22 protein-coding genes are annotated in these 18,552 nt (G+C 54.9%); 14 read left to right on the top strand and 8 right to left on the bottom strand.

What is annotated here, in order from left to right:
• The first annotated feature begins 35 nt into the window (after positions 1-35).
• Both GYMC52_RS11735 and GYMC52_RS11730 read left to right on the top strand, forming a co-directional pair.
• Positions 36-617, top strand: a complete 582-nt coding sequence (locus GYMC52_RS11735; protein ID WP_013524150.1) for a hypothetical protein — start codon at positions 36-38, stop codon at positions 615-617.
• Positions 618-1,164: 547 nt separating this feature from the next.
• Complete coding sequence (locus tag GYMC52_RS11730; RefSeq protein WP_012820657.1) at positions 1,165-2,532, top strand: glycoside hydrolase family 1 protein; 1,368 nt, start codon at positions 1,165-1,167, stop codon at positions 2,530-2,532.
• A gap of 85 nt (positions 2,533-2,617) precedes the next feature.
• Here the strand turns inward: GYMC52_RS11730 and GYMC52_RS20030 are convergent, their stop codons facing one another.
• The 3 genes from GYMC52_RS20030 to zwf all read right to left on the bottom strand — a co-directional run bounded on the left by GYMC52_RS20030 (position 2,618) and on the right by zwf (position 5,348).
• Positions 2,618-2,761: a hypothetical protein gene (locus GYMC52_RS20030; RefSeq protein WP_013524149.1), complete on the bottom strand. Its 144-nt coding sequence runs from the start codon at positions 2,759-2,761 to the stop codon at positions 2,618-2,620.
• A gap of 385 nt (positions 2,762-3,146) precedes the next feature.
• The gene (locus tag GYMC52_RS11720) at positions 3,147-3,764 is read right to left on the bottom strand and encodes a cyclase family protein (protein ID WP_012820658.1); all 618 of its coding nucleotides are present in this window, start codon (positions 3,762-3,764) and stop codon (positions 3,147-3,149) included.
• A gap of 99 nt (positions 3,765-3,863) precedes the next feature.
• Entirely contained in the window at positions 3,864-5,348 is a 1,485-nt protein-coding gene (gene zwf, locus GYMC52_RS11715; RefSeq protein WP_012820659.1) for a glucose-6-phosphate dehydrogenase, read from the bottom strand.
• 238 nt (positions 5,349-5,586) lie between these two features.
• Here zwf and rnz point away from each other — a divergent pair, with 238 nt between their 5' ends.
• Positions 5,587-6,510 carry a ribonuclease Z gene (gene rnz / locus GYMC52_RS11710; RefSeq protein WP_012820660.1) on the top strand — a complete coding sequence of 308 codons (924 nt, stop codon included), beginning with the start codon at positions 5,587-5,589 and terminating at the stop codon, positions 6,508-6,510.
• Here the strand turns inward: rnz and namA are convergent.
• Both namA and proI read right to left on the bottom strand, forming a co-directional pair.
• Complete coding sequence (gene namA, locus GYMC52_RS11705) at positions 6,507-7,529, bottom strand: NADPH dehydrogenase NamA (RefSeq protein WP_012820661.1); 1,023 nt, start codon at positions 7,527-7,529, stop codon at positions 6,507-6,509. The genes rnz and namA overlap by 4 nt on opposite strands.
• 140 nt (positions 7,530-7,669) lie before the next feature.
• Entirely contained in the window at positions 7,670-8,509 is an 840-nt protein-coding gene (gene proI / locus GYMC52_RS11700; RefSeq protein WP_013524147.1) for a pyrroline-5-carboxylate reductase ProI, read from the bottom strand.
• Between the two features lie 509 nt (positions 8,510-9,018).
• On the opposite strand from proI, the gene GYMC52_RS11695 reads away from it, so the two are divergent.
• Together GYMC52_RS11695 and GYMC52_RS11690 are read left to right on the top strand one after the other, a co-directional pair.
• A complete protein-coding gene (locus tag GYMC52_RS11695) occupies positions 9,019-9,990 on the top strand; it encodes an MBL fold metallo-hydrolase (RefSeq protein ID WP_012820663.1) in 972 nt (323 codons plus the stop codon).
• Positions 9,981-10,769, top strand: coding sequence for an SDR family NAD(P)-dependent oxidoreductase (locus GYMC52_RS11690; protein ID WP_012820664.1), 789 nt, complete (start codon positions 9,981-9,983; stop codon positions 10,767-10,769). Before GYMC52_RS11695 ends, GYMC52_RS11690 begins: the two co-directional genes overlap by 10 nt.
• 146 nt (positions 10,770-10,915) lie before the next feature.
• Here the strand turns inward: GYMC52_RS11690 and GYMC52_RS11685 are convergent, their stop codons facing one another.
• Together GYMC52_RS11685 and GYMC52_RS11680 are read right to left on the bottom strand one after the other, a co-directional pair.
• A complete protein-coding gene (locus tag GYMC52_RS11685; protein ID WP_012820665.1) occupies positions 10,916-11,113 on the bottom strand; it encodes a YqzH family protein in 198 nt (65 codons plus the stop codon).
• Between the two features lie 72 nt (positions 11,114-11,185).
• Positions 11,186-11,404 carry a CDGSH iron-sulfur domain-containing protein gene (locus GYMC52_RS11680; RefSeq protein WP_012820666.1) on the bottom strand — a complete coding sequence of 73 codons (219 nt, stop codon included), beginning with the start codon at positions 11,402-11,404 and terminating at the stop codon, positions 11,186-11,188.
• An 84-nt stretch (positions 11,405-11,488) separates the two neighbouring features.
• On the opposite strand from GYMC52_RS11680, the gene GYMC52_RS11675 reads away from it, so the two are divergent.
• From GYMC52_RS11675 to GYMC52_RS11660, 4 genes are all read left to right on the top strand, one after another.
• Positions 11,489-11,833: an iron-sulfur cluster biosynthesis family protein gene (locus tag GYMC52_RS11675; RefSeq protein WP_012820667.1), complete on the top strand. Its 345-nt coding sequence runs from the start codon at positions 11,489-11,491 to the stop codon at positions 11,831-11,833.
• Positions 11,823-12,062 (top strand): YqkC family protein, encoded by a 240-nt coding sequence (locus GYMC52_RS11670; RefSeq protein ID WP_012820668.1) that lies wholly within the window; start codon positions 11,823-11,825, stop codon positions 12,060-12,062. Before GYMC52_RS11675 ends, GYMC52_RS11670 begins: the two co-directional genes overlap by 11 nt.
• A 271-nt stretch (positions 12,063-12,333) precedes the next feature.
• Complete coding sequence (locus GYMC52_RS11665) at positions 12,334-12,570, top strand: DUF3886 domain-containing protein (protein ID WP_012820670.1); 237 nt, start codon at positions 12,334-12,336, stop codon at positions 12,568-12,570.
• 15 nt (positions 12,571-12,585) lie between these two features.
• Positions 12,586-13,827 carry a CynX/NimT family MFS transporter gene (locus GYMC52_RS11660; RefSeq protein WP_012820671.1) on the top strand — a complete coding sequence of 414 codons (1,242 nt, stop codon included), beginning with the start codon at positions 12,586-12,588 and terminating at the stop codon, positions 13,825-13,827.
• 184 nt (positions 13,828-14,011) lie between these two features.
• Here the strand turns inward: GYMC52_RS11660 and GYMC52_RS11655 are convergent, their stop codons facing one another.
• Positions 14,012-14,932, bottom strand: a complete 921-nt coding sequence (locus GYMC52_RS11655; RefSeq protein WP_012820672.1) for an aldo/keto reductase — start codon at positions 14,930-14,932, stop codon at positions 14,012-14,014.
• Between the two features lie 120 nt (positions 14,933-15,052).
• Between GYMC52_RS11655 and GYMC52_RS11650 the strand changes: the two genes are divergently transcribed.
• The 5 genes from GYMC52_RS11650 to GYMC52_RS11630 all read left to right on the top strand — a co-directional run bounded on the left by GYMC52_RS11650 (position 15,053) and on the right by GYMC52_RS11630 (position 18,546).
• Entirely contained in the window at positions 15,053-15,613 is a 561-nt protein-coding gene (locus tag GYMC52_RS11650; RefSeq protein ID WP_012820673.1) for an NUDIX domain-containing protein, read from the top strand.
• Positions 15,603-16,793, top strand: coding sequence for a TIGR00375 family protein (locus GYMC52_RS11645; RefSeq protein WP_012820674.1), 1,191 nt, complete (start codon positions 15,603-15,605; stop codon positions 16,791-16,793). The genes GYMC52_RS11650 and GYMC52_RS11645 overlap by 11 nt, the downstream gene beginning before the upstream one ends.
• 224 nt (positions 16,794-17,017) lie before the next feature.
• The gene (gene spoIIM / locus GYMC52_RS11640; protein WP_012820675.1) at positions 17,018-17,683 is read left to right on the top strand and encodes a stage II sporulation protein M; all 666 of its coding nucleotides are present in this window, start codon (positions 17,018-17,020) and stop codon (positions 17,681-17,683) included.
• Between the two features lie 97 nt (positions 17,684-17,780).
• Positions 17,781-18,233, top strand: a complete 453-nt coding sequence (locus GYMC52_RS11635) for a Fur family transcriptional regulator (protein WP_011231799.1) — start codon at positions 17,781-17,783, stop codon at positions 18,231-18,233.
• A gap of 100 nt (positions 18,234-18,333) precedes the next feature.
• The gene (locus GYMC52_RS11630) at positions 18,334-18,546 is read left to right on the top strand and encodes a YqzK family protein (RefSeq protein WP_011231798.1); all 213 of its coding nucleotides are present in this window, start codon (positions 18,334-18,336) and stop codon (positions 18,544-18,546) included.
• Positions 18,547-18,552 lie beyond the last annotated feature (6 nt).

The raw sequence follows: 18,552 nt of genomic DNA, 5'->3' as shown, positions 1-18,552 counted from the left end.
GAGCACATTGTCGATCAAAATACGACGCCAAAACAATGCGGTTTCTTGGAACGGTGCCGCTGATCGCTGCTCCGCGTTCATTGGCGATCGGGGACGGGAAAATTTTCTTCACGGACAATAGCCGCACGTTGACGGGATCGATTGCCGTTTATGATATGAAGACGAAAAAACAATGGCGAATCCCAAAGGTATTCATCAATCCGTTGATTGGGTATGACGAAAAACAAAATGTATTGTATGTCGGACAGGAAGGAACATCGGATCATGATCTGTATGCGGTGCGGCTTTCCGATTGGCATGTTTCGCAACTATTGTCCTTCCCTGGAGGGGATGATGCCTTTTTTATGAACGGCGGGGAGATTTTTTACGGAAAGGCGCGCATCAATCCAGCCCAGCCCGGCGCATTGGTGGCCGCTGAATTTCCGGAGCCGCTGCGGGCGGCGAGCCGTCAATATATCATCACCAGCCGTGCCATTTATAACCGGGCAACAGGAACGAAAATCGCCGATTTGTCATCTGAAGCGTTGCTCGCAACGGCTGGAGATGATGGAATGATCTTCACGTATCGAAAAGTGGCTACGAACCATTATTTGATTAAGCAAAAACTGTCTCAATAAAATTGCCATTGCTGGGAGCGTTGGTGCTTCTCCAAAGCGCATGAAACAGTTTTCACAACGTCTAGACGGGCTCGTACCTCCGCCCGTCTAGTTTTATCATCCTAAACCGAGAAGCCCCCCCACTTCCACGCGTGAGCGTAAGTGGGGGATGAATCGTTATTCGCCATCGATCTCCCTCTTGACAATTGTGCTCGTGTTGCGGGCATCGGCAGGTTGAGGTGAAATCGCTCGACATCCGTCAGTGGATGTGCCCAAACGGCGGAGCCGAACATGACGGGACCATAACGCCGCCCGAACTATTTTGCAGGAAGGGCTTCGTTTGCTGTTTTGGCAAGACCACTAAACCGTGGGACGCACGGGGATGGCTTGGTTGACAATCCTGCCTTAGGGCGGGTGTTCAAGAATCTCCCACCTCTAAGCGTGAGCGTAGGTGGGAGAGCGTTCAAAAAGAAGCAAATATGTCATAATGAGGATGATGCCCAAGGGTGAATTTTCCAAGGCGTTCAATCACTTAAACACGTCTGTTCACAGATAGGAGGGTCTTTCCATGTCACAACAGCGTAAATCGATCATCCCCGACAACTTTTTATGGGGCGGGGCGGTGACGTCGTTTCAGACGGAAGGGGCGTGGAACGAAGGCGGCAAAGGGCTGTCGATCGTTGATGCGCGCCCGATTCCAAAAGGGCATTCCGACTGGAAAGTGGCGGTCGATTTTTACCATCGCTACAAAGAAGACATCGCTTTGTTCAAGGAGCTCGGCTTTACCGCCTACCGGACGAGCATCGCTTGGACGCGCATTTTTCCGGACGGGGAAGGGGAGCCGAATGAAGCGGGCTTGGCGTTTTATGACGCCGTGTTTGATGAATTGAGAGCGAACGGCATCGAGCCGGTCATTACGCTGTACCATTTTGATTTGCCGCTGGCGTTGGCGAAAACGTACAACGGCTTTGCCTCGCGGAAAGTCGTCGACTTGTTTGAGCGGTACGCGCGCACCATATTTGAGCGTTACCGCGGGAAAGTGAACTATTGGCTGACGTTCAACGAACAAAATTTAGTGCTCGAACAACCGCATTTATGGGGGGCGATCTGCCCGGAAGACGAAGACCCGGAAGCGTTTGCCTACTGCGTCTGTCATAATGTGTTCATCGCCCACGCGAAAGCCGTGAAGGCGCTGCGCGAAATCGCTCCCGAGGCGAAGATCGGCGGGATGGTGACGTATTTGACGACGTATCCGGCGACATGCCGGCCGGAAGACGCTTTGGCGAACGTGCAGGCGAAAGAGCTGTTCATTGATTTCTTCTTTGATGTGTTTGCCCGCGGCGCCTATCCGCGTTATGTGACCAACCGGCTTGAGAAAAAAGGAATCTGCCTGCCGCTCGAAGCGGGGGATGAGGAGTTGCTCCGTTCGCAGACGGTCGACTTTTTGTCGTTCAGCTACTATCAAAGCCAAATCGTCCGCCATCAGGAACAGGATGAGCGGATCATCAAAGGGCTTGAACCGAATCCCTATTTGCCAAAGACGAAATGGGGCTGGGCGATCGATCCGATCGGTTTGCGGATTGCCTTAAAAGACGTGTACGCCCGTTACGAAATGCCGATTTTCATCACCGAAAACGGCATCGGGCTTGAGGAGGAGCTGAATGAGGACGGCACGGTCGAAGATGATGAGCGGATCGACTATTTGCGCCGCCATATCGAACAAATGAAGATGGCCATGGAAGAAGGGGTCGAGGTGATCGGCTATTTGATGTGGGGGGCGACGGATCTATTAAGCTCGCAAGGGGAGATGCGCAAGCGCTACGGCGTCATTTTCGTCAACCGCGACGACGAGAACTTGCGCGATTTGAAGCGCTATAAGAAAAAAAGTTTTTATTGGTTCCAGCGCATCATTCGCACGAACGGGGAAGAGCTGTAAAAAGAGGCGGGGAAGCCCCGCCTTTTTACCAGTCTTTAGGGCGGCCGTGGCGAATGTTCAATCGTTTCAAATATTTGCGAGCCACTTAGTTTTCCTCCCCGTCTTTCAATTCTTTTGCTCCCATCGTACGATATACTTCATCTCGGATTTCCTCAACGGGGCGGAACGGCTGATTGGTTTTGAGAATGCCGATTAATTGTGACAAGCGATATTTCTTCGTGACTTCCACTTTGATTTCCCCATCTTCATTTACAATAAACGTAAGATCGTCGCCTTCAGCAAGGCCTCATGTTTTCCTGATTTCAGCAGGAATGACCACTTGCCCTCGGCTAGACAGTTTGCTTGTCGCTTTCATGACGATAGGCGATGGTTGAGCAGAAACATTCCCCTTCTCCATCGATGCGTTCACTCCTTTCGAGAACGCTTTTTATACTTATGTTTGTGTTGAATCAATCATTAAAAATCGTATGATTTTTTGTCCAGCAAGAAACATGTGTGGTCAGCAACGATATGAGAACGGACGTTGAACGCCCTCTTGCCCCGTTCACACATAGACATGGGGTCTTCTTGAATGAGAATGAAAAAAATCGGTCCCATCAAGGGACCGGCTGTTTTTACGGCTCGCGGTCAAACAGCAAGACGCGCGCCGGAGCGGCGTCGGTGCCGACGAGTTTGAGCGGGGCGGCGACCATGAAATAGCGTCCTTCGGGGACGTCTTTCAGCCGCAACCCTTCGATGATGATGACGCCGTCCGAAAACAGCGTTTTATGAGTCGGGTGGCCTTCTTGCGCCCGTTCGATGCCGAGCGCATCGATGCCGACGCCGCGGATTTGTTTGTCGGCCAAATAACGAGCCGCGTCTTCGGCGACGAAAATAAACTCGAAATGGAACGCGTCTTCGAACGAATTTTTCGTTTTGAACAACACAAAGTCGCCTTCTTGAATGTCAAGATGCGCGATGTCGTCTTTCGTGATCCGGTCGTTGACATGCGTCAAATCGAACAGCTTGCACGGGCCGACGAGGTCGTTCAATGGAATCGTTTCAAACGTCGCCCCGCCTTCGACCATATGGAGGGGGGCGTCAATGTGCGTGCCGGTGTGCACGTCCATGTCAATGCGCGATTCGGTCACATAGCCGTTGGTGATCGTTGTGCGTTTCGGTTGTTTTTCTGGTTTGTTTTTATACACGGGCATGCCCTCGTAAATCGGGGCGGTGACGTCATACACCTTCATCGTTCATTCGCTCCTTTGCATGAGGGATAAAGGGGCAAGCGCCCCATGTTGGTTTGTCAAAGAGGACGCGATAGGCGCAACAGGCGGGTCATCGCGTCTTTACGAACGCGGATGCTCGATCGGCCACCAGTGGAAGCCGTCTTTTTTGAGCAGCTCGTCCGCGGCCGCCGGGCCCATGGAGCCAGCCGCGTAGTTCGGAAAGTCGGAAGCTTTTGTGTTCGCCCACACCTCAGAAATCGGGTCGACAAATTGCCATGACGCTGCTACCTCATCCCAATGGGTGAAGTTTGTCGCATCGCCGCGCATGCAGTCGTACAGCAGCTTTTCGTATGCTTCCGGCGTGTTGATCCCGTCGATGCAGTTGTTGCAATAGTCGAGTTGAAATGGAGCTGTTATGGTCGTCGATTCCCCGGTTTTTTTGCCGTTTAAATGAAGGGTGATCCCTTCGTCCGGCTGGATGTGGATGACGAGCAAGTTCGGGGCGATCGTCTCATTCGTCCGGTAATACAAGTTCATCGGTACATCTTTAAATTGGACGACGATTTTCGTCGATTTTTCCGCCATCCGTTTGCCGGTGCGAATGTAAAACGGCACGCCAGCCCAACGGAAGTTGTCGATCAGGAGTTTTCCAGCGACGAACGTTTCCGTGTTCGAGTCCGGATCGACGTTCGGCTCCTCGCGATACGCCGGCACGTTTTTGCCGTGGATCACCCCGCGCCCGTATTGGCCGCGCACGAAATAGCGGTCGACTTCATCGTGCGCAATCGGGCGCAAGGCGCGCAACACTTTCACTTTTTCATGGCGGATGTCATCGGTCGTTAATTTGATCGGCGGTTCCATTGCCAACAGAGCGACCATTTGCAGCATATGGTTTTGCACCATGTCGCGCAGCGCCCCGGAATGGTCGTAGTAGCGGCCGCGGTCTTCGACGCCGAGCGTTTCGCTCGATGTGATTTGAATGTTGGCGATGAACCGGTTGTTCCAAAGCGGCTCGAAAATGGCGTTTGAAAAGCGGATGACCTCGATGTTTTGCACCATTTCTTTGCCAAGATAATGGTCGATCCGGTAGATTTCCCGCTCGGAAAAGACGCGGCGAATCTCGTCATTCAGCTTCTCGGCGCTCGCCAAGTCATGCCCGAACGGCTTTTCGATGACGAGCCGCTTAAAGCCGCGCGTTTCCGTCAATCCTTCCGACTGCAAGCGGGAAGTAACGGTGCCGAAAAATTCCGGCGCCATTGCCAAATAAAAGATGCGGTTGCCTTCGGTCTCGTATGTGCCGTCGAGCTGTTCGAGGAGCGACTTTAAGCGCTGGTACGACTCGGCTTCCGTCACGTCGAACGGATGGTAATAGAAATGGGAGGTGAATCGGCCGTCGGCGAGCTTTTGGTGAAACGCCGTTTCGACCGAGTCGCGCACATAATTCCGGAACTCTTCGGCCGACAACGGGCGGCGCGCGACGCCGACGACAGCGAACTGCTCATGCAAATGCCCTTTTTCATACAAGCGGTAAAGGGACGGAAACAGTTTCCGTTTCGCCAAATCTCCCGTCGCTCCGAAAATGACGATGATCGATTTCGGGTTCATGTTGTCCACCGTATGTACCTCGCTTTAGCCAAATTTGTCTCTTCAATGAAACCATTGTAGAGGTTTGCCGGTCGGAACGCAAACACTTTGTTGCATTCCGGCGGCAAAGCGTTTTATGTTCATGAAAGAGCCGGGCGCCAACCCGGCGTTTTTGAGCGCAAAAGAAAGTTGAAAAGCCGTTTTGACATTGGTACGCTAACAACAGGCAATGTTGAGCGAGAAAAAGGAGTGAAGCGCGTTGGAACTGTTGTTTTTAGGCACGGGTGCCGGCGTGCCGGCCAAAGAGCGCAACGTATCGTCCGTCGCCCTGCAGCTGCTTGACGAGCGGGGGGCGACATGGCTGTTTGACTGCGGCGAAGCGACGCAGCATCAAATTTTGCATACCGCCATTCGCCCGCGCCGCATCGAGCATATTTTTATTACGCACTTGCATGGCGATCATCTGTTCGGTCTACCTGGGCTGCTTGGCAGTCGCTCGTTCCAAAGCGGCGAGACGCCGCTTACGGTCTTCGGTCCAAAAGGCATTCGCGCGTTTGTCGAAACGGCCCTTGCCGTCAGCGGGACAAAGCTCCGGTATGAACTGAACATTGTGGAGATCGATGAGGGCGTCATTTTTGACGATGAACGGTTTTCCGTCATCGCCAAACGGCTCGATCACGGCATGCCGTCATACGGTTTCCGCGTCGTTGAAAAAGATTTGCCCGGCCCGCTCTTGGTCGAGCGATTGCAAGCACTCGGCGTCCGCCCCGGCCCGATTTATCAAGAAATTAAGCAAGGAAAAACGGTCGTGCTGGATGACGGCACGGTCATCGACGGGCGCGAATTTGTCGGGCCGCCGCAAAAGGGGAGAATCGTCGCCGTGTTGGGCGACACCCGTTTTTGCGAAGCGGCGATTGAACTCGCCCGCGATGCCGATGTCGTCGTCCACGAGGCGACGTTTGCCGCGGCGGAACAGCGGCTGGCCCGTGACTATTTCCATTCCACGACCACAGACGCAGCCGAGGTGGCGAGGCGGGCCGGGGCGAAGCGGCTTATTTTGACCCATATCAGCTCTCGCTACCAAGGTGCGGCGGCGCTGCAGCTCGTCGCCGAGGCGCGCAGCGTGTTTCCGAACACCGAGCTCGCCGTTGATTTCGCCTCGTTTTCGATCCCGCGCGGTTAAAACCGCCAGCCGCGCTCATATTGGACGGGCGCCGAGATTTTTGCGCCCAGCTCTCTCGCCGCGGCGTATGGCCAATACGGGTTGCGCAGCAGCTCGCGCCCCAAAAAGACGAGATCGGCGCGGCCGTTTTGCAAAATTTCTTCCGCTTGCCAGCCGGACGTAATGAGGCCGACAGCGCCGGTCGGGATGTCCGCTTCACGGCGGATCAGTTCGGCAAATGGCACTTGGTAGCCGGGATAGACGTTCATGCGCGCCGGCACGACGGCGCCGGAGCTGACATCGACGAGGTCGACTCCTTGTTCTTTCATCCGCTTGGCGTATGGGACATAGTCTTTGGCCGTCAGCCCGTCCGGATGGTAGTCCGACGCCGAGATGCGGACAAAAAGCGGTCCGTCCCACACCTCGCGGACAGCGTCGATCACGTCGCTCAAGAAACGGTAACGGTTTTCCGGAGAGCCGCCGTACTCGTCTTGGCGCCGGTTGGAGAGAGGCGATAAAAATTCGTTAATGAGGTAGCCGTGGGCGGCATGGATTTCAATAACGTCAAAGCCGGCTTCCTTCGCGCGCCGTGCGCCGTTTTGGAACGCTTGCACCGTTTCTTCAATGTCGGCTTTCGTCATTTCTTTTGGCGTCGGCGACGAATCATCAAACGGGACGGCTGACGGAGCGATGATCTCTCCCGGCACTTGCGATTTTCTCCCCGCATGGGCAAGCTGGATGCCGATGGCCGCTCCATGCTCTTTCACAAGCCCAACGAGTTCGCGAAGCCCGGCGATATGGTCATCGCTCCAAATGCCTAAGTCGCGTTCAGAAATGCGGCCTTGCGGCGTCACGCCGGTCGCTTCAACGATAATCAAGCCGACTTGGCCGACAGCGCGAGCCGGGTAGTGGATTTTATGCCACGTGCGTACGGCGCCGTCTTTCGTGTCGCACGAATACATGCACATCGGCGACATGACAATTCGGTTTTTCAGCGTCAGCCCGCGGATTGTATACGGCGAAAACAGCATCGTGTTCATGACAAGCAGCTCCTTTCTAGGCCAATGAATGGTTCATGACTGAATGATAGCACGCTGCTTATCAAAAGCAAAATAAAACGGATTGTCGCCGTGTTCGGGCTAGGCGGGAAAAGGAGCGGCGCGCTCCGGAGGTCCGCTCTTTACGCTTCGGCGATGGCAGCGAGAAGAGCGCTGCCGAGCTCTTCGGAGCGGGCCGTCGCCCGGCGGATGCAGGCGATGACCGCTTCTTGGAACCGGTATTGCTCAAGCACGCCAATGCCGGCTTCGGTCGTGCCGCCTGGGCTCGTGACTTCACGGCGCAGGACGGATGGGTGCTTGTCGGACGCTTTTAGCATCTCGGCTGCGCCGATGATCGTTTGCAAAATGAGCCGTTTGGCGACATCTCGCTCAAGGCCGATGTCGGCCGCCGCTTTTTCCATCGCTTCGACCAAGTAATACAAATACGCCGGACCGCTTCCGGACAGGCCGGTGACCGCATGCAAGTCCTTCTCCGGCACAACAGCGACGATGCCGACCGTTTCAAACAGCTGTTTGGCGACCTCAAGATGTTCTTTCGCGGCGAAGCGGCCGCCGGCGATCGCGGTCGCCGATAAGCCGACGGCGGCGGATGTGTTTGGCATGGCGCGCACGACAGGGATGTTGCGTCCGGCGAGCCGTTCGATCGTCTCGGTCGTGATGCCGGCGAGCAGTGAAAGAATGAGCTGATGGGCGCGGAGGGTCGGTGCGATGGCGTTCATCGCTTCGACGACATCTTTCGGCTTCATCGCCAAAATGACGATATCCGCTTGTTTGACGGCTTCTTGCGCGCAACCCGCCGTGCAAACACCGTATTGGCGCGCCAGCTCCTCGAGCCGAGCGCGGTTTTGTCGGTTGGCAACGACAATGTGCGCCGGATGGCAAAACGCTTTCGTCATGCCGGCGATGAGCGCTTCCGCCATCGAGCCGGCGCCGATGAGCGCGATCGTTCGTTCGTTGTTCATCATTCCACTCCTCCTTGCCTTGGTGTATCCATCCAAAAGAAAAAGGTTTCCCGTCCTGCAAAAGGACGGAAAACCTTCGTTTCCGCGGTACCACCTTTTTTGGCCCGATTTGGCCCAAGCGCCAAACAGGCCCGACTCTGCCCCGATAACGCCGGGGAGGCGTTTAGGTTGGCCTAACAGCTCCTAGGGTAGGTTCAACCGCAAAGAGGGCCGCAAAGCCTTCCAGCCGCGGGCTTCGCTCTCTGGTGCCGTTTGCGGTTTACTGGCCCTGTTCATCGCCGGTTTGCCGTATCCGTGATGTTATTAGTCATTATGCCGCGGGACAGGCGCTGTTGTCAAGAGAGGAGAGCGAATTTTTTTGCAATTTCGTCGTGCGGAAGAAAAAGGCATGACAAATGGATGAAATCGGTGTAAACTGTAAAATAAAATATAATGAATAACTATTCATTTTGACTGATGAGACGGTTCGAACGGGATGGTTCATGAACTTGAGGAAAGAAGGGAACGCAATGAACGAGGAACGAGTGTATCGGATCACGGTGCCGACGCCGTTTCCGGTCGGCGATGTGCATATGTACGTGATCGCCGGCGATCGGTTGACACTGGTCGATGCCGGAGTGAAAACAGAGGAAGCATGGCAGCTGTTTGTGAAGCAGCTTGGCGAGGTCGGTTATGCGCCAGAGGATATTGAACAAATCGTCATTACTCACCATCATCCGGATCATGTCGGCTTGCTTGATTATTTTCCGCATGCGCCGATCATCGGCCATCCGAAAGCGGATCCGTTTTTGCGCCGTGAACGTTCGTTTATGGAGCGGTACGTCCAATTTTTTCAGGAATTTTTTACGGAATGCGGCGTCGACCGCCGTTTGTTCAGTCAGCTGTCCAAAGAAGGCGGATCGCTTCGCTACGCAAGCCGGCGCGGGCTTGACATCATGGTGACGGAAGGGGACGCGGTGCCGGGGATGCCCGGGTGGCAGGTCATCGAAACACCGGGGCATGCGCAAAGCCATATCGCCCTCTACCGCGAGGCGGATGGGTTGCTGATCGGCGGCGATCATTTGCTTGTTCATATTTCCCCGAATCCAATGATGGAGCCGCCGGCGGAAGGGGAGACGGGACGGCCGAAACCGTTGTTGCAGTACAACGAGTCGCTGCAAAAAATGCTGCAATACGATATCGTTCGCTCGCTAAACGGCCATGGCGACGATGCGACCGATATTCCGGCGCTCGTTCGCGAGCGGCTGGGTAAGCAGCGCCAGCGCGCCGAGCGGGTGCTCGAAATGGTGAAAGAACGCCCGCATACGGTGTTTGACGTTTGTCAAAAGCTGTTCCCAACGGCTTACGAACGCCAGCTCATGCTGACGATGTCGGAGACAATCGGCCAGCTTGATTATCTCGAGGCGAACGGGTATGTGACGAAAAAACAGGAAGCCGGCCGATACGTTTACGAAGCGGCGGGGGTGTCGGTGTGCGGCTGAAGGGGCGCCATGTCGTCATTACCGGAGCGTCGGGAGGAATTGGCGAGCAAATCGCCTATGAAGCGGCGCGCCAAGGGGCGGTGCCGGTGCTCTTGGCGCGCAGTGAAGAAAGGCTGAAAGAAGCGAGCGCGCGGATCGAAGCGCAAACCGGCATTCGCGCCCCGTATGCATCGCTTGATGTCAGCGACCGCGGCATGATCGAGGCGGTCGTTTCCCAGCTCATTGCGGACCTTGGCGCGATCGATGTGTTGGTCAACAACGCCGGGTTTGGCGTCTTTCGCTATGTCGAGGACATCGACTTGGATGAAATGGAGAGGATGTTTGCCGTCAACGTCTTCGGCCTCATCGCCTGCACGAAGGCGGTGTATTCTCATATGAAAGAGAGAGGAAGCGGCCATATTATCAACATTGCGTCGCAAGCCGGCAAAATCGCGACGCCGAAGTCGAGCGTCTATTCCGCGACGAAACACGCGGTCGTTGGCTTTACCGACAGCCTCCGCCTCGAGGCGGGGCGCTTTGGCATTTTTGTCACGACCGTCAATCCGGGGCCGGTGGAGACAAACTTTTTTTCGACCGCTGATGAATCGGGAGAGTATGTGCGCAATGTCTCGCGTTGGATGTTAAGGCCGGAGGCGGTGGCGAAGCGCGTTGTTGCCGCGATGATGACGCCAACGCGCGAAGTGAACATGCCGCGCTGGATGGATCTCGGCAGCCGGCTGTATCGCCTTGCGCCGGGTTTGGTGGAAAAGGTGGCGAAACGGGCGTTTTTCCAAAAGTAAGTCAAAGAAGCTGGTCGAAAACGGTCATGTTGTTTGATCGTTTTGCGTCTATGGAATACGAGAGGGTGTCCCGAGCCTGTGGGACACCCTTTCACAATCGCAGCGCCGCTTTTCTTTCTCATTAGGGGCATTTGACACAAGTCGGGTCAAGAACCGGCGATGAACCGGTAGACTGCGTCATGGACAAGTTCATAGATGTCCGCGTTTGGCTGCCTCTCTTTGGCGGCGGCAATGCGGGTGCAAAGCTCGCGCCAGTCGTCTTCGTCAAGCGGCATCATGTCATCATCGTAGCCGTAATGCCGCAGGCAGTTGCGCGCTTGTTTTTGCAGCCAACGTTCATTCATCGATTTCACCGTCCGTTATGAAACTTGTGCAAAGACGTCCTTGCCTGTTGGCTGGGAAGAAACGGCCGTTCGTTACGATTCGCTCGATTCCGGCGACGGGGCGCGGACGACCGATTGGAATCGGCCTTTATGTGAACCGTCACAAAACGGTTTATTGTTCGACAGCCCGCACCGACAGAGCGAAAACGTTTGTTTCGTCACAAACGGCTTTCCTTCTCCATCGAGCAGTTCCACATCGCCGGTGACGCGCAGCGAACCGTTGTCATTCACTTTGATTTGCACGTTTGCCATCGCTTGTTCCTCCTTTGCTTTGACAGTTTCGCGTGTTGGCAGGTAAAATGAAAAGGAAAATCAATAAGGAAAAAGGAGTCAGGCATGAGTGTATCGATCACGTTTACGGATGCAGCCAAACGGGCGCTTGCCTCTATTGTAGCGCAATCCGAACGGCAGTTAAAGCTGGCGTTTGACACGGACGGCTGCGGCTGTTTGGTCGACGGCGTGCCGGCGCTATGGCTTGTCGACAAGGCGGATGAAGATGATGTCGTCGTCGAGACGAATTTCATGCCGGTGCTCGTGGAACGGTCGCGCCTCATCTTTTTTGATGAAGCGATGACGATTGACGTCAAGCCGGGAACGACCGTTTTTCAGCTCAAAAGCCCAGGGCAAACGTTGAATGGTCATATGCCGCTTGTTGAGGTGAAATCTGGCCATGAACGGTAAGCTAGAGCAGCTCGCAAAGGCGGCGAAGCAAAAAACATGGGTGTCGTTCACCCATGAAAACGATCCGTACAGCTTGCTTCATTGGTCAGTTGCCGGCCCGTATCATGAGGCGAAAGACGTCTGGCTGCTGCAAAACGAAATGACGTTTGAAACGAAAGAGTTTCCGACGCTGGAGGCGGCGATCGCCTGGCTTGGCGAACATATGCCGCACATCACCGAGGTGTTGTAAAGGGACGCCCTGAAAGCCGGTTTGGGCTGCAGGGCGCCCCTTTCTATAAAAGCTGCATCGTCCATTTTGCTGTTATTGAGGACTGTTTTGCCGTTTTGTCGGATGGATTGCTTTTTCCAGTTCTTCTTTGGCGATTGTCGGCTTCACCGTGTCGGCCGACGGTTTCCCTTTTTGGGCGCGGTTTTTCGTCATCCATCATCTCTCCTTTACTTTGTCGTGTAGTTGTATCGTTTGACAAACGAACGATTGTTATGCAAGGGGGCGGACATTGATGAAAAAACAGATCAGGCGAAAAAAAGAACAAGAGGCCTTGACGATCGCCGACCGGCTTGGCGCCGCGGCGGAGGCGAAGCTGCTTGCGAAAAAACGCGCGCTCGCCGAGGAAGAAGCGCGAAGACGGGCGGCGGAAGAGGCGCGGCGCCGTGAGGAAGCGCGCCGCCGTGAGGAACAGAAATCGTTTGCCGAGCTGCTTGAGGAAAGCGAGCTGGACTGGCGGAAGTTTAAGTAGCAAGGGGGACGGACGATGAAACCGAATGCAGCAGCGTCGCGCGCCTCTTCTTTTCCATTTTGGACGGCCGGAGCGGTCGTCGCGCTGGCCGCCAACTTGCGCGCGCCGCTCACGACGGTCGGGCCGCTCGTTCCTGAACTTCAGCGGGAGCTTGGCCTTTCCCACGCAGCCGCTGGGGCGCTGACGACGATTCCGCTTTTGGCGTTTGCCTTCTTGGCTCCTGTGGCGGCCGCGTTTGCCCGACGGTTCGGAATGGAGCGGACGCTCTTTTTTTCGCTTATCGTTTTGCTCGTTGGCGAGCTTCTTCGTCCGCTCTCCAGCATCGGCTGGCTGTTTGCCGGCACGGTGTTGATCGGCGCGGCCATTGCTGTTGACAACGTCTTGATGCCGGTGCTTGTGAAAGAGTCGTTTCCCGAACGGGTCGGTTTGATGATGGGGATTTATACGGTGACGATGAACATGAGTGCGGCGTTCGCTTCTGGGATCGCTGTGCCGCTTGCTGATGGTTGGGGGCTTGGCTGGCAAGGGTCGTTTCGCTTTTGGGCATTGTTTGCGGCTTTGGCGCTTGTCGTTTGGCTGACGCAAGCACGCCGCCGGGAGTCGGACGGCGCGCCGGCAGGAAGCCGCCGCTCGGCGCTTTGGCGGTCATGGCTCGCTTGGCAAGTGACGCTCTTTATGGGATTGCAGTCGTTTTTCTTTTACTGCGTCGTCACGTGGCTGCCGGAGCTTGGGCAAAGCAAGGGATTGGCGGCCGATACAGCCGGCTGGCTGCTCTTTTTCTTCCAGTTTGCCCAGTTGCCGATGATGTTCGTCTCTCCGATGCTCGCGGAGCGGATGGACAATCAAAAAGTGTTGATCGGCTCGGCGGTGTTGCTCATGACGTTTGGAACGATCGCCTTTTTGGCTGGCCAAGGCTGGCTGCTTTGGATTGGGGCGCTTTTCAGCGGCATCGGCGCCGGCATGGCGTTTTCGCTGGCGATGATGCTGTTTACGTTGCGCACGCGCCGTCCGCTGGCCGCCGCCCAATTGTCCGCCATGGCGCAATCGGTCGGCTACTTGCTTGCCGCGGCCGGTCCGCCGTTGTTTGGCGCATTGTATGATGCGGCCGGACGGTTTACCGCCCCGCTTGGCATGTTGTTGGCCGTCTGTGCGGCCATGATGGCGTTCGGGTTGGGGGCGGCGAGGAATCAGTATGTGGAAGAGGATGGATCGGCTTTTGTGGGAGCGGCCGGTCCATTTGGAAAAAAGAGCCCGTAACGGACATTGGCAGCCGTCGGGCTCTTTTGGTTTGTTTTTTCGTTTTGTCTCTTGTCAGCGCTATGGCCGCCGGCAAGTTCAGTGACGCACATAGGCAGGGAAATAGAGGTTGCGGCGGCCTGCGGTTGTTGCTGGCTTCGCCGGCAATAGGCGTCAGAATGAAGCACGATGGCGCTTCCTGCGATTATCGGTGCGCTTCATACACCGAGCGCTTTGTCGCTTGTTTCAGCCATTCGTATTCGTCGCGGCCAAGCGGCGGGGCGGAAGCGGCGGCGATGTTTTCCTCAAGCTGCCGAAGTTGGCTGGCGCCCGGGATGACAGCGGCAACGACCGGGTCATACAGGCAAAATTGCAGCGCGGTCGCGGTCAATGAGCGGTGTTTTTCGCTTTTTTCCTTCAGCTTCGGGATGAGCGCCTGCAGTTCCTCGTATGAATAATCGAGGTAGCCTTGTTCTTTCGCCGCGCTGCTCGCTTGTTCAAGCGGGCGGCTGGTGAGCAAGCCTCTAGCGACCGGACCGCGGGCGATCACGCTGATGTGATGTTCGCGAAGAAGCGGGAACCATTCTTCCGGCCGGCGGTCAAGCAAGCTGTATTGCATCATGACGCTGACGATGTTCGAGCGCTTCACATATTCGCGAATGACGTTTGGGCGGATCGAGGAGATGCCGTACCAACGGATGACGCCTTCTTGCTTCAGCTCTTCGAACGCTTCAATCGTCTCATCGATCGGGTCGTCGATCGTGCCGCCGTGGAGCTGGTATAAGTCAATGTAGTCCGTTTGCAGGCGGCGCAGGCTCTCTTTGACCGCTTGTTTGATATAGGCTTTTGACGGATCCCAGTCCCAGCCGCTTCCGTCTCGGCGCCAACGGTTGCCGACTTTTGTCGCGATGATGACTTGGTCGCGTTTTCCTTTCACCGCTTTGCCGACGAATTCCTCGTTTAAGCCGCGGTCGTATAAATCGGCTGTATCCAAGTAGTTGATGCCGCGCTCCAATGCTTCATGGATGAGATAGATGGCATGGTTTTCATCAGTGCCGAGCGACATGCAGCCGAGTCCAATTTCGCTGACGTATAAGTCTGATGTGCCGATGCGGCGTTTGTTCATTTTTTGCGCCCCCTTTCGCGATCGATGATGATATGTTCATTGTACAACGGAAGCGAAAAAATGGCCAAACATGTAGTACAATGGAAAAGAATCGATCCAATTTGATAGGGGAGAATGAACATGGAGCTGTATGAAAAAACAATCCGCAGAGAGAAGCTGTTCAGCGGCCGCATTATTGAGTTGTATGTGGAGGAAGTTGAGTTGCCAAACGGGCAGAAAAGCCGGCGTGAGGTGGTCAAGCACCCGGGCGCGGTGGCGGTGCTGCCGCTGTTGCCGGACGGGAAAATCGTTCTTGTCCGCCAGTACCGAAAAGCGCTGGAGCGCGCATTAGTCGAGATTCCGGCGGGCAAGCTAGAACATGGGGAAGAGCCGCTCGCTTCCGCACATCGCGAGCTCGAAGAAGAAACCGGCTACCGCGCCCAATCGATGCGCCATCTCATTTCCTTTTATACATCCCCGGGGTTTGCCGATGAACTCATCCATTTGTATGTCGCCGAGGGGCTGGAAAAAGCGGAGGACGGCGCCGGTTTGGATGAAGATGAGTTTGTCGAGCTGTTGGAAGTTACATTGGAGGAGGCGCTTGAGATGCTTCAACAACGTGACATTTACGACGCGAAAACGGCATACGCCTTGCAATATTTGCAGCTGCGCCGCGCGCTAGGGGAGCAAAATGCCGAATAAAAAAAACGAGCGCGGCCTCGGCCGTTATTACGCTGATTTACATATTCACATCGGCCGCACCGCCTCGGGCCGCCCGGTGAAAATTACTGGGGCGCGGACGTTGACGCTTGAGAACATCTTGCATGAGGCGGCTGAGGTGAAAGGGATCGACCTCGTCGGTGTCATTGACAGCCATGTGCCCGAAGTGCTGAACGAGCTCGAGCGGGCAATGGAGAAGCACGGTTGGCGCGAACATGAGGGGGGCGGCGTCAGCGCCGGGAAGGTGACGCTTTTGTTAGGCAGTGAAATCGAAGTATATGACGACCATTGCCATGGACCGATCCACGTGCTCGTTTTTTTGCCGACTGTGCAGACGATGCGCACGTTTTCCGGCTGGCTTGGCAAACGGGTAAAGAACGTGTCGCTCAGTTCACAGCGCATTTACGTGTCCAGCCGTGAGCTGCAAGCTGCCGCGAAAGAGCAGGGCGGCTGGTTCATTCCTGCGCACGCGTTCACCCCGTTTAAAAGCTTGTACGGAAAAGGGGTCAAGCACAGCCTGACAGAAGTGTTTGACCCGGATTGGATTGATGCCATTGAACTTGGGTTAAGCGCCGACACGGCGATGGCGGATCAGATCGCCGAATTGCATCGCTACCCGTACTTGACGAATTCCGATGCCCATTCGCTGCGGAAAATCGCCCGCGAATATGAAGAAGTGCGGCTCGCCGCCCCGACGTTTGCCGAATTTGAAAAAGCGCTGCGCGGTGAAGACGGGCGCGCGATTGTCGCCAACTACGGTTTAAATCCCAAACTCGGAAAATATCACCAGACAGTGTGCGAGCGCTGTCTTGCGCCGGCTGCACCGGACGTCGACAGCTGTGCGGCATGCGGCCATCATCGCTTCGTGAAAGGCGTGTTTGACCGGCTTGCGGAGCTGAAAACGGCGGAACGCGGGCCGAAACGGCCGCCGTACATTTATCAAGTGCCGCTTGAATTCATCCCCGGCCTTGGTCCAAAAGCGTATGAAAAGCTGCTCGCCCGTTTTGGCACGGAAATGAGCGTTCTTCATGAGGCGGCGGAGGAAGAGATCGCGGAGACGGTGGGAGAAAAGTTGGCCCAACTGATCGTCCTTGCCCGCAGCGGTGCGCTCCATATCGAGGCCGGGGGCGGTGGGAGATACGGGAAAGTGCGGGAGGGGTAACCACTCGGGCAGCGCTCCTGCCGTTCATCATCATGCCGTGCGTGCTGCTTGGCCCAGCCCAGCCATGCGCCAATGGACCGAGGCGGCGTGCCGCCCGTGGAGTTGGTCACACGTCGGTGTTGAGCTGCTTTTTCATTACATCACCAGCCTTTTAGAAAAACAGTCATACCGAAAGCGGATGGACATACAATCTACTAAGAGACAAAGTAGGAGGACGAAGCACAATGAGAACCCATCCGCTGAAATCGGCTATCGCTTTCCATTGGCGTGAACATGCTTCGCTGTATGTGTTTGTCATCGTCCTGTTTCTCATGGGCGTCATTTTCGGCGCCATTGTCGTCAACAGCCTCGGTTTCAGTCAAAAGCAAGACTTGTACTATTACTTGACGCAATTTTTTGGACAAGTGTCAAAAGACAATATCGCAAGCGCCCATGATATGTTCCGGCAAAGCTATATGCACAACGTCAAATATACCGCGCTGATGTGGGTGCTTGGCATTTCTGTCATTGGCTTGCCGATCATTCTTGTTTTGCTGTTTTTCAAAGGCGTCGTCGTCGGCTTTACGGTTGGCTTTTTAGTCAACCAAATGGGTTGGCGCGGGTTTCTTTTGTCGTTTGTGTCCATCATGCCGCAAAATTTGGTGGCCATTCCACTCATGATCGTCATGGGCGTCATTTCGATTTCGTTTTCCTTGCACATGGTGCGCAACCAGTTTATGAAGCGGCCGCATGGATCGATGTTTCCGATGGTGATGCGCTACGCAGCGGCGATGGCGGCTGTCGCCCTTGGGCTGCTTCTTTCCTCAGCGGTCGAGGCATATCTTTCGCCGGCATTGATGAAACAGGCGGTTCAATGGACAATGAGTTTAATCATAATGAATATTATATAATAACCATTATCATTTCTTCATAATAGTGATTTTACTTTGATACTTCCCTCGTGCATTTGTTATAATGATGGGTGAATGGCGAGGGAGGAATGAAAAGATGGAAGATCGTGTGGAACGAATCAAGAAGCAGCTGCATTCGGCGGGTTACAAGTTAACGCCGCAGCGGGAAGCAACGGTAAGAGTCCTGCTTGAACATGAAGAAGACCATTTAAGCGCGGAAGACGTCTACCTCCTCGTGAAAGAAAAATCCCCAGAAATCGGGTTGGCGACCGTTTACCGGACGCTCGAGCTGTTAACCGAGCTGAAAATTGTCGATAAAATCAATTTCGGGGACGGGGTGTCGCGCTATGACCTCCGCAAGGAAGGAGCGGCCCATTTCCATCACCACCTCATCTGCTTGGAATGCGGATCGGTGGCGGAAATTCAAGAAGATTTGCTTGAGGATGTCGAAGCGATTGTTGAGGAGAAGTGGAAATTTAAAATTAAAGACCATCGTTTGACGTTCCACGGCATTTGTCACCGTTGCCAGCAAAAGCATGAAGAAAAATAAAAACCTTTTCCAACGGGAAAGGTTTTTTGCGTATAAACAACGAAACAAATGGCATATCCTCATACTAGCAAGCTGACAAGCAGCTGATAGGGAGGATGCCATGAAAACCGTTTGGCAAATGGTGAAAGTGTTTCTTTTATTTACGGGATGCACCATTTTATTTTATTATAGTCTTGTATGGTTTAACCGCGAGTACGAGTATTACCACCGATACGATGAGCCGAAGGGATCGGCGGTCAAAGTATCGGCGGCGGAGAGTGCGCCGCCAAGTTGGCTCGACCGGCTGTTATTTTTTTATCGCGATGGGGAGTAGAGAGCG

The organism is Geobacillus sp. Y412MC52 (assembly GCF_000174795.2).
Taxonomy (GTDB): domain Bacteria; phylum Bacillota; class Bacilli; order Bacillales; family Anoxybacillaceae; genus Geobacillus; species Geobacillus thermoleovorans.
This window is presented reverse-complemented; position numbering and strand designations above follow the sequence as displayed.

Excerpts from the sequence above, each read along its gene's own strand:
- GYMC52_RS11735 (WP_013524150.1), top strand. The coding sequence starts at position 36 with ATGCGGTTTCTTGGAACGGTGCCGCTGATCGCTGCTCCGCGTTCATTG.
- GYMC52_RS11730 (WP_012820657.1), top strand. The coding sequence starts at position 1,165 with ATGTCACAACAGCGTAAATCGATCATCCCCGACAACTTTTTATGGGGC.
- GYMC52_RS11720 (WP_012820658.1), bottom strand. The coding sequence starts at position 3,764 with ATGAAGGTGTATGACGTCACCGCCCCGATTTACGAGGGCATGCCCGTG.
- zwf (WP_012820659.1), bottom strand. The coding sequence starts at position 5,348 with ATGAACCCGAAATCGATCATCGTCATTTTCGGAGCGACGGGAGATTTG.
- namA (WP_012820661.1), bottom strand. The coding sequence starts at position 7,529 with ATGAACACGATGCTGTTTTCGCCGTATACAATCCGCGGGCTGACGCTG.
- proI (WP_013524147.1), bottom strand. The coding sequence starts at position 8,509 with ATGAACAACGAACGAACGATCGCGCTCATCGGCGCCGGCTCGATGGCG.
- GYMC52_RS11695 (WP_012820663.1), top strand. The coding sequence starts at position 9,019 with ATGAACGAGGAACGAGTGTATCGGATCACGGTGCCGACGCCGTTTCCG.
- GYMC52_RS11685 (WP_012820665.1), bottom strand. The coding sequence starts at position 11,113 with ATGAATGAACGTTGGCTGCAAAAACAAGCGCGCAACTGCCTGCGGCAT.
- GYMC52_RS11680 (WP_012820666.1), bottom strand. The coding sequence starts at position 11,404 with ATGGCAAACGTGCAAATCAAAGTGAATGACAACGGTTCGCTGCGCGTC.
- GYMC52_RS11675 (WP_012820667.1), top strand. The coding sequence starts at position 11,489 with ATGAGTGTATCGATCACGTTTACGGATGCAGCCAAACGGGCGCTTGCC.
- GYMC52_RS11670 (WP_012820668.1), top strand. The coding sequence starts at position 11,823 with ATGAACGGTAAGCTAGAGCAGCTCGCAAAGGCGGCGAAGCAAAAAACA.
- GYMC52_RS11665 (WP_012820670.1), top strand. The coding sequence starts at position 12,334 with ATGAAAAAACAGATCAGGCGAAAAAAAGAACAAGAGGCCTTGACGATC.
- GYMC52_RS11660 (WP_012820671.1), top strand. The coding sequence starts at position 12,586 with ATGAAACCGAATGCAGCAGCGTCGCGCGCCTCTTCTTTTCCATTTTGG.
- GYMC52_RS11655 (WP_012820672.1), bottom strand. The coding sequence starts at position 14,932 with ATGAACAAACGCCGCATCGGCACATCAGACTTATACGTCAGCGAAATT.
- GYMC52_RS11650 (WP_012820673.1), top strand. The coding sequence starts at position 15,053 with ATGGAGCTGTATGAAAAAACAATCCGCAGAGAGAAGCTGTTCAGCGGC.
- GYMC52_RS11645 (WP_012820674.1), top strand. The coding sequence starts at position 15,603 with ATGCCGAATAAAAAAAACGAGCGCGGCCTCGGCCGTTATTACGCTGAT.
- spoIIM (WP_012820675.1), top strand. The coding sequence starts at position 17,018 with ATGAGAACCCATCCGCTGAAATCGGCTATCGCTTTCCATTGGCGTGAA.
- GYMC52_RS11635 (WP_011231799.1), top strand. The coding sequence starts at position 17,781 with ATGGAAGATCGTGTGGAACGAATCAAGAAGCAGCTGCATTCGGCGGGT.
- GYMC52_RS11630 (WP_011231798.1), top strand. The coding sequence starts at position 18,334 with ATGAAAACCGTTTGGCAAATGGTGAAAGTGTTTCTTTTATTTACGGGA.